Origin of the sequence: Fibrisoma montanum, from assembly GCF_003583365.1 — a bacterium.
In the GTDB taxonomy this organism is placed as follows: domain Bacteria; phylum Bacteroidota; class Bacteroidia; order Cytophagales; family Spirosomataceae; genus Fibrisoma; species Fibrisoma montanum.
Genome location: NZ_QXED01000001.1, coordinates 693398 through 708207, shown reverse-complemented (window position 1 = coordinate 708207; position 14810 = coordinate 693398). Strand labels below are relative to the sequence as shown.

Here is a 14810-nt window from a genome sequence, read left to right as displayed (position 1 = left end):
GTGGTCTGAACCAGTGTTTTTACCCCTATGAGTCCAGTGCTGGACATGACCATCGACGAGCTGTTCGACCAGTTCGATTCCCTGCGTGTGTTAATTGTTGGCGATGTAATGCTCGATTCGTACGTATGGGGACGCGTTGAACGGATTTCGCCCGAAGCACCCGTACCCGTCGTAACGGTTCAACGCCGGGAGCTTCGGCTGGGTGGTGCGGGCAACGTACTGCTCAACGTACAGGCGTTGGGGGCCGAAGCGATCATCTGCTCGGTGATCGGCACCGATGGACCGGGCGACATGCTCGAAGGCCAGCTTTGCGACCGGGGACTGAACTGCGATGGACTGATCCGTTCGGATTCACGTATTACAACGATTAAAGAGCGGATCATTGCCGGATCGCAGCAGGTGGTCCGGGTCGATACCGAAACGGACAAACCTATTACCGCTGAGGAGCAGGCGAAGCTGGTGGCAAAAGCCAAAGAGCTCATTCCAACCTGCCATGTCATCATCTTTGAAGATTATGACAAAGGCGTTCTAAGCAAAGACGTCATCGCTGAGATAACCGACTTTGCCAACGAAAAAGGCATCCCGACGGTTGTTGACCCCAAGAAGCGAAACTTTCTGGCGTACCACAACGCCACCCTTTTCAAGCCGAACCTAAAAGAACTGCGCGAAGGGCTTAAGTTCGATTTTGAGGTTGATAATGCCGACGAATTTCACATGGCGGTCAATCAGTTGAAAGCGCAGCTCAACCTGAAGGGGGCACTCATTACGTTGTCGGAGCGGGGGGTATTTATTGACTACAACGGCGAACAGCACCGGCTTCCGGCCCACGTTCGGCAGATTTCCGACGTATCGGGCGCGGGCGATACGGTAATCAGTATTGCTGCCTGCTGCGTAGCGCTGAAACAGCCGCCCCAGATAATCGCGGGCCTATCGAATCTTGGGGGCGGCTTAGTCTGCGAATCCGTAGGGGTCGTGCCTATCGACAAGGCCTTGCTGAAAGCAGAAGCAAAGGAAAAGTTGTAGGTGACCAGTCTTTGTTCCTGGTAGTCGATCCGAGCGTTTGCGGCACAAACTGTGCCCAGCTCAACTGGAATCTCGTACAGTTGAATCCAATCCATTTTTGCGTTAAACTTGTTGTCACTCAGGCGTATCTTTTATCGAATTAGTGTAAGTGCTTTTATGAGTTGAGGTGTCTAGTAAGTGAACGGCCCAGCAGCCTGGTTCCGCTCCCTTATTCTGCAAATCTTAACCAGCAAAAGCATGACGCTTGCGTGTACTCTTTACTCCAAACCTGGCCTACAGCACCTGGTCGTCCGGTTATTTCTCGCTTATCTTCTTTTATCAGTGTTGCCGTCCAGCCTACGGGCGCAGGAAGATACGTACCACCAAAACCTACGGGCTGAGCTTCAATCGCAGTATGGGATAACCGGCGGCAGCTGGGCGTTTTCGCCGAACGTCGCGACGACCACCAGCGCTATGGGTGGGGGTACGGTGATCCCGGTCAGCGGGCAACCGTTTAGTTCGGCCCGGTCGTTAACGGTTACTACGGTTCCTGCCAACCCCTGGAATGCCAGTATGTCGCTGCCTACGTCGGCTTCCATTGCCTCGGGCGATAGGCTGCTGCTTGTCTTCTGGGCACGTACCGAATCGGCCAATGGCGTTTCTACGGCCACGGATTCAACGCGTTTTGGCTTGGCCGTCTTCGCCTTTGAGAAGAAAAGCGGCAACTTTCGCAAAGACCTGAACTTCGAACAGCGCGTGGTGGGTGGTCGCTGGAAGCGCTACGTCTTACCGTTCACGGCCGGGGAGGCTTACCCGGTAGCTGGCGCCGGACTGGGTTTCCAGTTGGGTTTTCAGCAACAGACCGTTCAGGTTGGCGGGGTTGCTTTGCTCAACTTCGGGCAGAATCCGCCCGTACAGCTTCCTACGGTGAGCCATTCAGAGTATGCAGGCATGGAAGATTCGGCGCCCTGGCGGGCTGAAGCTAACGAGCGCATCGACAGGTACCGGAAGGCCAATCTGGCCGTCAAGGTTACTTCTCAGCGAGGACAGGTGCTCCCCGACGCTCAGGTAACCGTCGAAATGATACGCCATCAGTACGCATTCGGTACGGCTATTAACGAGACGCTGCTCTCGTCGTTCAGAACGTCAGCGCCTAATGCCAGTACGAACGCTACGTACGAAAGTAAGCTGTTCAATCTGGATGGTAAGGGCCATGGCTTCTCTGAACTTGTTTTTGAGAATGGACACAAATGGGTTAACTGGGAATTCCTGTCGGCCGACTCCCGGCAGCGACGCCATAACGTCGTGAAGGCGCTGAACAGTCAGGGCGTTCGGGTGCGCGGTCACGTCCTGGTCTGGCCCGGTTGGGGCAACTCACCAGCCGACCTACGTACCAAAGGCACTGCCACGCCCCCGGATCTGGCGGGTTTAACTACCCGCATGAACGACCGGGTTACGAGCATGCTGACGCAGCCGGATATAAAAGACATTATTCTGGATTGGGATGTTATCAACGAGCCAACCGGCAACGTAGATATTGCCAATACGTTCAGAGGGTCACCGGGTTATTCGACCGGGCGGGAGGTCTACGTTGATATTTTCAAGAAGGCGGAACAGGTCAACCCCGCCGTGAAGCGGTACATCAACGAAGCCAATGTTACGAATGCGTACGTCAAAAATGACTTTTATCGCCAGATCGTCGGTGAGATCGTACAGGGCGGGGGTAAAGTAGACGGTGTCGGCTTCCAGGCCCATATGCGGTATCTGGTTCCGCCAACCGAAATGTATCAGCATTTCACCGATTTCCACCAGCTTACCAACGGGGGCGCTGTTAAAATTACGGAATACGACAACAAGACGCTGGGCTCTCCGGAACTGGAGGCCAAGTACCTGCGCGACCTGCTAACGATTACGTTCAGTCACCCGGCCAGTGAGGGTTTTCTGATGTGGGGCTTCTGGGATGGCGCTCATTACGCCGGGCGGGCACCCTTATTCGACAGAAACTGGAATCTGAAACCGGAAGGGAAACCATTCATCGATCTGGTTTTCAACGAGTGGTGGACGCCTACAACAACCCTGGGTACCAACTCAGCCGGAGAGGCCGGGCTGCGGGGATTTAAAGGTGATTACAAGATTACCGTCACCCGCGGTGGTCAGCAGATCGTCGATACGGTTCGGCTCGACCGCGATTCTACCTATCTGTTCGCGCTGACGGTGCCCACCACCATTATTCGGCAGCCAGAGAGTGCTTCGGTCGTCTGCGTGGGCGCAGCCGTCAGCGTATCGGTAGCAGCGGAGGGCCCCGTTGATAGCTATCAGTGGTACAAAGACGGCGTGGCACTGACGGGGGTTAGTTCGGCTACGACCGCTGCGCTTTCGCTTTCTGCCGTTGGGGTTGAACAGCAGGGTAATTACACAGTCGTTGTCAACGGGGTCAGCAGCCTGACGTCAACTCCGTTTCAACTGTCGGTGTCGGCACCCGCCGATGCACCTGACGCCAAGAGCCTGACCGTAACTCAGGGAACGCCCAACGTAGCGCTGTCGGTGTCAAACTGCCCCGGCGTCGTCAGTTGGAACGGGACTGATGGAGAGCCGTCGCTGCCCGTGTCAACAACGGCTACCGGAACGTTCAGCTTCTCGGTAGTCTGCAAAACGGGCTTGTGCGTCAGTCCGGTTACGGTAGCAACCGTAGCTGTTCTGGTGCCTGCTCCGGCAGACCGGCTGAGTGTTCACTACCGGGACGGCGATAACAACCAAACCAGCAACAACATAATTCGACCGTATCTGAAGCTCTATAATACCGGCACCACGGCTGTTCCCTACGGCGAAATCGCGGTACGGTACTGGCTAACGGCCGAAAATTTCGCTCCAATGACTAATCTGTCGGTCTATTGGGCGCAGATTGGCACAAATAAAGTCAGGATGAAGTACGTAGCCCTGCCCCAACCCCGACAGGGAGCCCTCGGCTACATCGAGTACAGCTTCGACGCATCAGCCGGTGAGTTAGCGGCCGGCGGTAATTCCGGCGAAATCCAGACCGGCGTTGCCAAGCAGAACTGGACCAACTTTAACGAAACCGACGATTACTCATTTGTGGCTCAGTCGGCTTATACCCAGACGGAACGCATCACGGTATATCGTAACAATACCCTGATTTGGGGCACCGAACCCCAACCGCTGACGTCCGTTACCGCCCTGAAGGTGTATTCAGAAAACAAAAATGGTAATCCTGCTACCAACCAGATCAGCACGCATCTGAAGGTAGCCAATGAAGGCAACGTACCGGTTGATTACAGCGGGCTAACCATTCGGTACTGGTTCACGGTTGAGGGTGATAAGCCGCTGGTCTATACCGTCGACTACGCTGAATTGGGTAACGCCAACGTAAAAAGCCAGTTCGGTAAACAAAACCGAGCGGGGGCTGATACGTATCTGGAGCTAAGCTTTGCACCGGCTTTGGGGCAGTTGCAGCCCGGCAGTACAACCGGGCTGATTCAGCAGCGGATCAACAAGGGCGACTGGTCGCCGTTCAACGAAGCGGATGATCATTCCTACAAAGCAGCGGGGCCACTGGCCGAAAACGCCCGGATAACGGCCTACCTGAACGGCACACTGGTGTATGGACAGGAGCCAACCGTATCAGGTGCCCGTGTCGGCAGTAGCGACGGCGAGTCGGCCCTGCGCGTAACCGTACTGGGTAACCCCATCGTGGGCGATCAGATCGACGTAGCGGTGAGTGGGGTAGAAGGTCAGCCCCTGCGGCTGTTGGTCACCGACGTGCAGGGCCAGGTTGTGGCGGAATACCAGACCGAGCGGGCGGCTTCGGTCGAGCGGCATCAGTTGTCGGTGAGCTGCAAACCCGCGGGCATGCTGTTGTTGCAGGTAAGCACAAACCGGGAGAAACAAACGATCAAGCTACTCAAGCCTTAATAAAACGAATACTACCTGATTAGGGGGGCAACTGGGCAGCCAGTTTGTTCCCCTATTTGCTTTGAGCGCCTGCCAACGTATCAGGTGGTTGATCCGAAAAAAATAATTGATTAGAATTTAAGTTGTTGATTAACAGCTCGTAACTTATGCTGTTGTTTTAATCATAGTCACCGGTTACAAAATCCAGTCAACGCCATACACTATGAAAGCTGTACAGATACTCTATATAAGCAGCCTGATCATCGGATTAAGTGGCTGCTACGTCATGCAATCAAACGTAACCTCGGAAAGTAAACTAAGTGGTAATCGGAGGGGATTCGTTTCAAAGGCCAAACCTGAAGCGATTCCACAGTCGTTCAGCCGGGTTCTGTTAGTCATACAATCGCGGGAGTCTGCGCACGCCTATGCGAGTCGGTTTGCAGCTACGTTTCCTGAAGAGTATCAGGTTTGTGTAGTCACAATCAATCCCTATGAGCCAGCAAACCATGCCGAAGCGATACGGGAACGTGCCCTTGACTGCCAGAGTGAGGTAGTGCTGACCGTTGAACGTACCTACAAGGGCAAGGTACTATCGCTTGACGCACCCGAGGGAAATGACTTTTCTCAATATCAATTTGAGATGCGCTCTCTGACAACCAACCAGTCTTTCTGGAAAGGAGTGGCTGCTACCAATCCCTTGTCGGGTGATGAGTTCCCTCCCCGGGCAATCGTTTCGCGGTTGCTGCGCGACGGTGTGATCAATGGCCAGATACCAGACCGAAAACTGGTACGTGTTGAAAGCGGACAAGCGGTAGAATAAGCGGGTGTCGTGCGCTATAACCTGCATTGGTCAGGGCAGCTACCCGATTGCGCATGGCGGTCTTCATTCATGCCTCGCTACACGGCTAAGCATCAGCGCATAGCCTACTTCTTTCGATACGCCAGGGGGGCAAGGCCATAGTATTTTTTGAACAGTTTGTTCAGGTGGCTGCTGTCGGTGAAGCCGAAGTCGTAGCTGATCTCCGAAATGCTTTTGTCGCTGAACCGCAGGCGGTTTTCAATCATCTTCAGCTTGTATTTGAGAATGTACTGCTGGAGCGATTCGCCGGTTTGTCCTCTGAAATAGGCGCTTATATAGTTGGCTGACAGGTTAAACCGCTCCGCCAGCCGTTCCAGGCGCAGGGTATCGGGCTCGTGAATGTGCTGACAGATGTAGAGCAATATGTCTTCAATCAGCTTCGCCCTTTTGGTATCCTGAATATCAGTCATCTGTTTGCGCACAATGTTCCGGGCCAGAATGCTCAGAATGGCTTTCATCAGACCGTTGATTATGGCTTCGTCATATGCATTGCCCGGCTGGTATTCGTGCAGTAAAACAATCAGCAGATGGTCGAGCAGGTCTTTCTCGGCCGGGTCGGTAATCAGGCTGCCTGTAGACTGGTAGGGCGTATTGTGCAGAAATTCCAGCGTCCGCAGCCAGCGTGATGAAGCTGATACCGAAGGGTCCTTCATAAACAGCTCCGTAAATCGGATGTAGCAGAAGTGGGTTAACTCAGCAATATCGAAGTAGTGATAATCTTCGGGGCCTAGCAAAAACACGTCGCCGGCTTCGTACGGGAAGGTATTGCCATTGATGAAGTGTTGCCCCCGGCCGCTGCGGATAAAGATGATTTCGAAGTAGCTGTGGTTATGAACCGGATGGGGCCACTCGCTTTCCGAGAAGATATAGATGTTAAAGGGTTCGTGCTGAATATAGCGCTTCATAGTATAAATATACCGGAATAGGCCGGCTTTTACCGGTGAATCATCGATTTTTACAATATCCGGCCCGGCAGGTCAGCCTACTTTTGAGGAGCTTTTGGTCTAATCATCACCAGTAAACCTCCTGTCTCTTTATGAAAAGCCGGTCAACATTTCTCGCTTATCTTATCTGTGCATTTGTAGCCTGCCCTGGCTACTTTGCCGTTGCTCAGAATGGGTCATCAACCTCGTGGAGGAGCCTTTTTAACGGTAAGGACCTCTCTGGATGGGAAACCTACCTGCGGCCGAGCGAAGCAGCCGCTGACCAGAAACCGATTGGTCTCAACCAGGATCCTCACGGTGTATTTACGGTAGAAGACGGTATGCTCCGCGTCTCGGGTCAGGATTGGGGTGGCGTGTTCACCAAAGAATCGTTCAGCAACTACCACCTGCGGTTTCAGGTAAAATTCGGTAAAAAGAAGTGGCCGCCCCGCGAAAACGTAGTGGCCGACGGCGGCTTACTGTTCCACTGTTCACCGCCCTACGATTTTGGGTCTACCTGCTGGATGCGCAGTATCGAACTGCAGATACAGGAAACTGATATCGGCGATTACCACAACGTTGGGGCTGGTATTCCGATGATACCGCTTGCCAAAAGCCACGACGATGCCGATGAGGTAGATCAGTACACGCCCTCGGCTCCGTTGCAGTTGACAAAAAACCGGGTGTTCCGCTCCGGGAATTTTGAAAGTACCTCCGACAATTGGACGACCGGCGAACTGGTAGCCCGGGGTGCCGATGCCGTGTTTATAGTGAACGGGTTTGTGGTTAACCGCGTCTACAATATCTACCGTCAGGATTTACACCAGCAGACCACCCGCGGTCAGATTCAATTCCAGAGCGAAGGAGCCGAGCATTATCTGAAGAATATAGAAGTGCGGCCCATCGTGTTCCACCCCACGGGAGTTCCCAAATTGGTGGCCAATAAGCCGAGCATCGAGCTGGCCCGAAATGGCAGTCAGACGCTTGAAATCACCAATCAGGGTGGGGACGTCGAACTGATCGCAGCGGAGCTGATTGGCAAAAATCTGGAGCAGTTTCGGGTAAAACTTCCCGTCTTTCCGCTGGTGCTGAAAGCGGGGCAGAAGCTGTCGATTCCAATTTCAACAAAAGGCGATACGTTGACAAACGACCCGGTTGTACTGCGGCTGGAAACGGTTCTGGGCCCGGTCGAAGACTTCTCGGTGACCTTGAAGGTAAACAGCGTTACGGCTTCCATAAAATGACACAACCGATACACCAACGAGTAATGTTTTAAGCACTCGTTGGTGTATCGGTTGTTATTTCCTTGCTCCGGGTGTGGTTTTACTAGTTGGCGTGTATGTCATGTGATTATGCTCATGTAGCAGACCGAAAACCGATACGTATTGAGCACAGACCAGGTTGGTGGCATGCTCTGAAACGTAGTGGATTACTTACTAATCATAGCCGACACCCGTTTGTCAATGGCATCCTTGCCTTCATTCATCCCCAGGCCGTAATCAAGTAATTTGTTCTTTGAATTGAACAGCAGCCAGAGCGGAACCGCATTGAGCCTGTATTTCCGGTCCAGCCTGGTAAAAGATATATCCTGGTTAACCAAATACTGGCTCCACGGCATGGCTTCCTGTTGCAAAGCCCTGCGCCAGTGATCCTCCCGCTTGTCAATGGAAATACTCGATATGGCAAGTTTGTCTTTATGTACGTTGTAGAGTGCCTTGATCTGCGGAATTTCCCTACGACAGGGGCCGCACCAACTAGCCCAGAATACAACCAGGTTGTACTTCGCCGGATCGATGATGGCAGACGTTAACGAATTGTCCGCTTTTTTAAGAACAACATCAGTCGGAAAATCAGCATCGGATTTTATATAGGTAGCATAGGAATGCAGTTTTTTATGAATAGAGGTGGCATGCAAACGCTCGTCAAACAAAGGCAGGAGTTGTGCTACTTCGGAAGGGGACAGGTAGTACTTGCTTTCATTCAATGTGTTTAGTAAATAAACTGAATACGGATAGCGACGAACGAGGGAACGATTGTATTCTTCGGGCGATTGCGATCGCATCGGCCTGCTGCTGAACCGCAGGTGTTTGAAAGCCACAGCCGTTTGTGGCCTAACGTCTACAAACCGAAGTCCCAGTTTAGCCAAACCATGCGGACCTACTGCAGGATCTCTTTCCAGATACGTAGTGCCCGGCTCAAGGTAAAAAATACTCTCGTAGGTTCGCTCAAGAAAAGGGTTAGTGTAGCCAAGTACCTGATAAGGCCATGTGGGGTTACCGGTTTCATGGCCAATTCGGACTCTGACGGGTGTATAATCATTGCCAGAGTTCACGGTGAATTTAAACTTGCCTTGTTTAACTACCGAGGAGTCTAGTGCACGCGCGGTTTCGAGGTCTTCCAGATAAAGTGTCTTTCCCTCCAGGTAGGAATGCGTATCGGTTAAGTCGCCCATGACAATCATCTGCTCCTCGGTAGGCGTTGAATGGCAGCTTAAACAAGATAAACCAACCAGGCAGGGAATCGTCAGAATTATTAAATTCCGGAAACGATTGATCAGTATAGTTTTCACAGCAGGATAGAATCTAGTATTATACAAATATATAATTTTCTTATATAACAAGATAGGGTTCGAGTTGTTGTGGAGAGTTAATCAAAACGTGATGAACCTGCCCATAGAAGGTATATAAAAGCAAAAGGAGGCATCTAGCCTCCTTTTGCTTTAGACGTTTGATAGGGTTCGTTGCATTACACACTGACGCCCGGCGCAACGCCCAACTCCTTTACTGCATCAACAAAGCACCGCGCTTTATCCCGGTCGGTGTCCGGGTAAATACCGTGGCCAAGATTGGCGATATAATGCTGATGGCCGAACGCGCTGAGCATCTGCTTCACCTCGGCCCGGATCTGTGCGAAATCGGCGTAGAGGACGCACGGATCTAAATTCCCCTGCAGGACCTTGTTCGGGATCAGCTCCCGGGATTCCTTCGGATCCATGTTCCAGTCCAACCCCACAACCGAACAACTCAACTGGCCAATCTCGTGCCGGGCAAAAAACGCCCCTTTCGCGAAGACAGTAACGGGAACCGGGGCATGGTTTACAATGCCATCGCGAATTTCGCTGCCCAGTGCGTCGCAGATCTGCTGGATGTAGGGCAGCGAGAACGTACGGTACTGCTCCGGTGAAAGAATACCCGCCCACGAATCAAAAAGTTGAACCAGATCAGCCCCCGCCCGAACCTGGGCCTTGAGGTACGCAATGGTGCTGTCGGTAATCTGCCGAAGCAGAGTATGGGCAAAGTGAGGGTCCGTGTATAAGAGTTTCTTGGCGACCGAGAACGTCTTGGAACCTTTGCCTTCGGTCATGTAGCAGAATATCGTGAACGGGGCGCCCGCGAAACCGATCAGGGGCACGCGGCCGTTCAGTTCTTTTTTCGTGAGCCGAATCGCATCCAGTACGTAACCCAGGTCAGTTTCCGGATCGGCCACCCGCAGTCGGCCGAGGTCGGCCGATGAACGTACCGTTTGCGGGAAAACCGGTCCCCGGGCTTCGATCATTTCGTAGGGCAGGCCCATCGCTTCGGGCACCACCAGAATGTCGGAGAAGATGATGGCCGCATCAACGCCAAACGCATCAACGGGCTGGATGGTCACTTCGGCCGCCAGTTCGGGAGTTTTAGCTAACGTAATAAAATTGCCGGCCCGCTCCCGAACGGCTCGGTATTCGGCCAGTACGCGCCCGGCCTGACGCATCATCCAGACCGGAACCCGTTCAGTCAGTTCGCCCCGCGCTACGCGCAGCAGCAGATCATTTTGCAAAGTCATGGTGCAAAGGTAGTGAGAATCGCCCGGGCGACCCCCGCCGGATTAAGCTGATTTGTACGATAGACCGGAGTTTATCCGGATCGTGAGCGTTTACAAAAACGTATAAATCCCACAAAATTAGCGAAGTGCGACTTTATATTTTTTTATCAAACGTTTGTTTGGTAAAATTGCCCGCCGAACGAAGACAAGACATGCCCATTCAGAAAGTCACCCGGGACGAAATCCTGCAAAAATCGCTGAGCGTGTTTAAGCGGCAGGGCTATCATCGTACAACGATGGATGATCTGGCGCGGGCCTGCGGGTTGCTGAAAGGCAGTTTTTATCATTACTTCAACAGCAAGGAAACGCTGATGAAGGAGGTGTTGTGGTGGGTAACCCGAACCAGCGAGCAACGGATCTTCTCCGTTGCCTATCAGGCCGAGCTACCACCCGAGGAGCGCCTGGCCCTTTTTCTGGATCGCCTGTACACCGCCGTATCGGTATCGGAGGGTGGTTGTATTATGGGAAATACCGTACTCGAAACGGCTTTGCTGACCGACGAATTCAAGGAACCGATGCAGGCGTTTTTTGCCGGGTTGATCAATGCCGTGGCGCATATCTATCAAACGACGCACCCGGCCGTACAGGCGTTGACATTGGCTCAGCAACTGGCTGCCGAACTTGAAGGCTCATTACTACTGGTGAAACTCGGCAGTCCGGAATCGCTGCTGCAGGACTGCCGGAAGCGGGCCCTTAACCGACTTAACGCATCAACTCATGACTGTACTCCGAACCCCTGACGATCGGTTTGAAAACCTCCCCGGCTATCCGTTTGGGGCCAACTACGTGGCTGTTGGTGGCCTGCGGATGCACTACGTTGATGAAGGTCCCCGCGAATCGGCCGAGGTAGTGCTGATGCTACACGGCGAACCGACCTGGTCGTACCTGTATCGTAAACTGATTCCGATTGTTGCCGCCGGGGGCTACCGGGTTATCGCACCCGATCTGATCGGTTTTGGTAAGTCTGATAAAGTGGCTGAGCCGGATGTGTACTCGTATCAGCAGCATGTTGAGTGGCTCACGGCGTTCATCAACGCGTTGGACCTGCGTAACATCACCCTCGTTTGCCAGGATTGGGGCGGCCTGCTGGGCTTGCGCGTTGCCGCCGAAAACCACGAACGGTTTGCCCGCATCACGGCGTCCAATACGGGCCTGCCGACGGGTGATCAGCCGCCCTCGGAGGCCTTTCTGCAATGGCAGCAGTTTTCTCAAACCATACCGGAGTTGCCGATTGGCTTCATTGTCAGTGGGGGTTGTGTAAACAAGCTGCCGGCCGAGGTTATCGCGGCTTATGACGCGCCCTTTCCCGATGAATCGTACAAGACGGCGGCCCGGGTATTTCCGAAGTTAGTGCCTACGTCGCCCGATGATCCGGCAGCAGCCGCAAACCGGGCGGCCTGGCAAACGCTGATGCAATGGCAGAAGCCGTTCCTGACTGCGTTTGGCGATAAAGACCCCATCACGGCCGGTGGTGATCGTGTTTTACAGAAACTCATCCCAGGCACACGCGGCCAGGCGCATACGACGCTATCGGACGGTGGTCACTTCATCCAGGAGGATAAAGGGGAGGAGTGGGCTCAATTAATTGTGCAGTTTATTCAACAGAATCTGACGTAATCAACATGCAACTAAAACGTGTGGTCGTAACGGGCCTGGGTGCCCTCACACCCATTGGTAACACTGTCGCCGAATACTGGAACGGACTGGCTTCCGGCACAAGCGGAGCTGCGCCGATTACCAAGTTTGACACGACGTTATTCAAAACCAAATTCGCCTGCGAGGTCAAAGGATTTGACCCGCTTAACTTCTTTGATAAAAAGGAAGCCCGCAAGATGGACGGTTTCACGCACTACGCCATCGTAGCGGCCGACGAAGCCATTGCCGACGCCGGCCTGACCGATACCGGTATCAATAAACAACGGGTGGGCGTTATCTGGGCGTCGGGCATTGGCGGTCTGTACAGTTTTCAGGAGGAGGTTATTGCCTACGCTAACAGCAACCGGAACCCGCGCTTTAGTCCGTTCTTCATTCCGAAAATGATTGCCAACATTGCGTCGGGTCTGATTTCGATCAAGCACGGCTTCATGGGTGTCAACTTCGCTCCCGTATCCGCCTGTGCATCATCGACGCACTCCCTGATCGAAGCGTTTAACCACATTCGTCTGGGCAAAGCCGATGTGATCGTAACGGGTGGTTCTGAGTACGTTGTGACGGAGTCGGCCCTTGGTGGGTTCAGTAACATGAAAGCCCTGTCGGAACGTAACGACGATCCGGCTACGGCATCGCGGCCCTTTGACGCCAACCGCGACGGGTTTGTGTTGGGCGAAGGAGCCGGGGCCATTGTGCTGGAAGAATACGAACACGCCAAGGCCCGGGGGGCCACTATCTACGCCGAGCTGGTCGGTACCGGGGCCACCGCCGATGCGTACCACATGACCGGCACACACCCGGAAGGACTCGGTGCGGCTCTGGCGATGCGGGAAGCGTTACGGGAAGCGGGGCTGCAGCCGTCCGACGTTGACTACCTCAACGTGCACGCTACGTCGACCCCGATTGGTGATGTCAGCGAAGCCAAAGCGATTGCAACGGTGTTCGGTCCGAATCCGGAGCGGCTGCACATCAGCGCGACGAAATCCATGACGGGGCATCTGCTCGGAGCCGCTGGCGCCATCGAAGGCGTAGCCGGTATCCTGGCTATGCAGCACAATTGCATTCCACCGACAATTAACCTGCGGGATCGCGACGAACACGTACCGGCTGGGTTTAATCTGACCCCGAACGTAGCGGCTGAAACTACGGTGGATGTTGTGATGAGTAATACGTTTGGATTTGGGGGGCACAACGCGATTGTCGTGTTTCAGCGAGTGTAATGATTTCCTAATATTTCCTAAATTTGGAAATATTAGGAAATCCTATGAAATCTATTGAGCGTCCGCCTGTCCGTGAGTCGTATCCAAAGATCTTTATAAAATTCGTTGAAAAGGGCAATATTGACGTGTATGGTGCCTTGTATCGCGACGGCATTATCCGACAGATTAATGATGATTATTTATATTGGGATAAAGTAAAATACAAGGTCCCCGGCGAGTATAAAGATGTTCTGGATCCAATCGATTTATGGTCTGTTGTAAAAGAGAACCGACTTCAGGACAGACGTTATCTCGAGATGACAAACCAGGGGTTCTATTTTACAAACACCGATTCTTTACAGCAATACTTACATGAGTTTGACCTTCATCTGGGTGGCTCATTGGGTAGTCAGGATACCATTACAGAGCGTGATAAGAACCAGTATCTGCTGAGTTCAATTATGGAAGAATCTATTTCTTCAAGTCAGATCGAAGGCGCCGTTACGTCGCGGGTAGTAGCGAAAGACATGCTGCGTAAGAATCGCCCTCCTCGTAACGTCTCTGAAAGAATGATTGTAAATAATTATCAGACTATCCGGCATATTGTCGAAACTAAGGATGATCGTCTGACGCCGGAGACTTTATTAGCACTTCACCGGTTGATGACAGAACAAACGTTAGATAAACCCGAGGAGGCTGGTCGATTCCGGCAACACGACGATATACACGTAGTGGATGCGGTTGATGGCGAAATTATTCACACGCCACCTTCGTTCGCAACCTTACCAGGGTTTGTTGATGATTTGTGCCTGTTCTTCAACGACGAAACGCCACCTTTCTTTCTACATCCGGTTGTAAAGGCAAGCATCATTCATTTTTTGATTGGCTACTTCCACCCTTTTACTGATGGCAACGGCCGTACGGCAAGGGCGTTGTTTTATTGGTATCTCTTACGAAAAGGCTACTGGCTAACTGAATATTTGTCAATCTCACGGGTGATTATGCAGTCGCGGGCGCAGTATTACCGGGCGTTCCAATACACTGAAATTGACGAAAATGACTTGACATACTTTGTGTTGTATCAAGTAAAAACTCTCAGTAAAGCGTATGATGAACTGAAAAAATATATTGAGCGTAAGAACCAGGAGAAGCGGCAATTGATAGCACTACAGCGCGACAAGGGTTTGTCGCCCCGGCAAGCACAGATTGTAGAGTGGTTTCGGCAAGACCCTGATGTTGTATTGTCTATTAAAGAAGTTGAAAACCGGCTTGGTGTATCTAATCAAACCGCGCGGACTGACGTACAGGCTTTAGTGAAAACCGGTTATTTGGCAGAACTAAAGATAAACCAGAAAGAACGCCAGTACATTTGGGGTGAACGATTGGGTCGATCAGCGTAGCTTTGTG

11 protein-coding genes are annotated in these 14810 nt (G+C 52.6%); 8 read left to right on the top strand and 3 right to left on the bottom strand.

Annotated features, from left to right (window positions below):
- The first annotated feature begins 27 nt into the window (after positions 1 to 27).
- The 3 genes from DYU11_RS02940 (at position 28) to DYU11_RS02930 (ending at position 5731) form a co-directional block, all read left to right on the top strand.
- On the top strand, positions 28 to 1023 hold the full coding sequence (locus DYU11_RS02940; RefSeq protein ID WP_119666135.1) for a bifunctional heptose 7-phosphate kinase/heptose 1-phosphate adenyltransferase: 996 nt from the start codon (positions 28 to 30) through the stop codon (positions 1021 to 1023).
- A gap of 237 nt (positions 1024 to 1260) precedes the next feature.
- Positions 1261 to 4932, top strand: coding sequence for a cellulose binding domain-containing protein (locus tag DYU11_RS02935; protein WP_119666134.1), 3672 nt, complete (start codon positions 1261 to 1263; stop codon positions 4930 to 4932).
- Between the two features lie 202 nt (positions 4933 to 5134).
- Positions 5135 to 5731, top strand: a complete 597-nt coding sequence (locus tag DYU11_RS02930; protein WP_119666133.1) for a hypothetical protein — start codon at positions 5135 to 5137, stop codon at positions 5729 to 5731.
- Between the two features lie 104 nt (positions 5732 to 5835).
- Here the strand turns inward: DYU11_RS02930 and DYU11_RS02925 are convergent, their stop codons facing one another.
- On the bottom strand, positions 5836 to 6675 hold the full coding sequence (locus DYU11_RS02925) for a helix-turn-helix domain-containing protein (protein WP_119666132.1): 840 nt from the start codon (positions 6673 to 6675) through the stop codon (positions 5836 to 5838).
- A gap of 131 nt (positions 6676 to 6806) precedes the next feature.
- Between DYU11_RS02925 and DYU11_RS02920 the strand changes: the two genes are divergently transcribed.
- Positions 6807 to 7937, top strand: coding sequence for a 3-keto-disaccharide hydrolase (locus DYU11_RS02920; RefSeq protein WP_119666131.1), 1131 nt, complete (start codon positions 6807 to 6809; stop codon positions 7935 to 7937).
- A gap of 185 nt (positions 7938 to 8122) precedes the next feature.
- On the opposite strand, the gene DYU11_RS02915 is transcribed toward DYU11_RS02920, so the two are convergent.
- Together DYU11_RS02915 and hemE are read right to left on the bottom strand one after the other, a co-directional pair.
- The gene (locus DYU11_RS02915) at positions 8123 to 9262 is read right to left on the bottom strand and encodes a TlpA family protein disulfide reductase (RefSeq protein ID WP_147367874.1); all 1140 of its coding nucleotides are present in this window, start codon (positions 9260 to 9262) and stop codon (positions 8123 to 8125) included.
- Between the two features lie 176 nt (positions 9263 to 9438).
- The gene (gene hemE, locus DYU11_RS02910) at positions 9439 to 10515 is read right to left on the bottom strand and encodes a uroporphyrinogen decarboxylase (RefSeq protein ID WP_119666129.1); all 1077 of its coding nucleotides are present in this window, start codon (positions 10513 to 10515) and stop codon (positions 9439 to 9441) included.
- A 191-nt stretch (positions 10516 to 10706) separates the two neighbouring features.
- Between hemE and DYU11_RS02905 the strand changes: the two genes are divergently transcribed.
- From DYU11_RS02905 to DYU11_RS02890, 4 genes are read left to right on the top strand one after another with little or no spacing between them, the layout of a single operon-like run.
- Positions 10707 to 11294 (top strand): TetR/AcrR family transcriptional regulator, encoded by a 588-nt coding sequence (locus DYU11_RS02905; protein ID WP_119666128.1) that lies wholly within the window; start codon positions 10707 to 10709, stop codon positions 11292 to 11294.
- Positions 11272 to 12171 (top strand): haloalkane dehalogenase, encoded by a 900-nt coding sequence (locus DYU11_RS02900; protein ID WP_119666127.1) that lies wholly within the window; start codon positions 11272 to 11274, stop codon positions 12169 to 12171. The genes DYU11_RS02905 and DYU11_RS02900 overlap by 23 nt, the downstream gene beginning before the upstream one ends.
- 5 nt (positions 12172 to 12176) lie before the next feature.
- The gene (fabF, locus tag DYU11_RS02895) at positions 12177 to 13424 is read left to right on the top strand and encodes a beta-ketoacyl-ACP synthase II (RefSeq protein ID WP_119666126.1); all 1248 of its coding nucleotides are present in this window, start codon (positions 12177 to 12179) and stop codon (positions 13422 to 13424) included.
- Between the two features lie 44 nt (positions 13425 to 13468).
- Entirely contained in the window at positions 13469 to 14803 is a 1335-nt protein-coding gene (locus DYU11_RS02890) for a Fic family protein (protein ID WP_229365676.1), read from the top strand.
- Positions 14804 to 14810 lie beyond the last annotated feature (7 nt).

Bases quoted from the DNA above. Each gene is read 5' to 3' on its own strand.
- DYU11_RS02935 (WP_119666134.1), top strand. From the start codon at position 1,261: ATGACGCTTGCGTGTACTCTTTACTCCAAACCTGGCCTACAGCACCTG.
- DYU11_RS02905 (WP_119666128.1), top strand. From the start codon at position 10,707: ATGCCCATTCAGAAAGTCACCCGGGACGAAATCCTGCAAAAATCGCTG.
- fabF (WP_119666126.1), top strand. From the start codon at position 12,177: ATGCAACTAAAACGTGTGGTCGTAACGGGCCTGGGTGCCCTCACACCC.
- DYU11_RS02930 (WP_119666133.1), top strand. From the start codon at position 5,135: ATGAAAGCTGTACAGATACTCTATATAAGCAGCCTGATCATCGGATTA.
- DYU11_RS02900 (WP_119666127.1), top strand. From the start codon at position 11,272: ATGACTGTACTCCGAACCCCTGACGATCGGTTTGAAAACCTCCCCGGC.
- DYU11_RS02925 (WP_119666132.1), bottom strand. From the start codon at position 6,675: ATGAAGCGCTATATTCAGCACGAACCCTTTAACATCTATATCTTCTCG.
- DYU11_RS02920 (WP_119666131.1), top strand. From the start codon at position 6,807: ATGAAAAGCCGGTCAACATTTCTCGCTTATCTTATCTGTGCATTTGTA.
- hemE (WP_119666129.1), bottom strand. From the start codon at position 10,515: ATGACTTTGCAAAATGATCTGCTGCTGCGCGTAGCGCGGGGCGAACTG.
- DYU11_RS02890 (WP_229365676.1), top strand. From the start codon at position 13,469: ATGAAATCTATTGAGCGTCCGCCTGTCCGTGAGTCGTATCCAAAGATC.
- DYU11_RS02940 (WP_119666135.1), top strand. From the start codon at position 28: ATGAGTCCAGTGCTGGACATGACCATCGACGAGCTGTTCGACCAGTTC.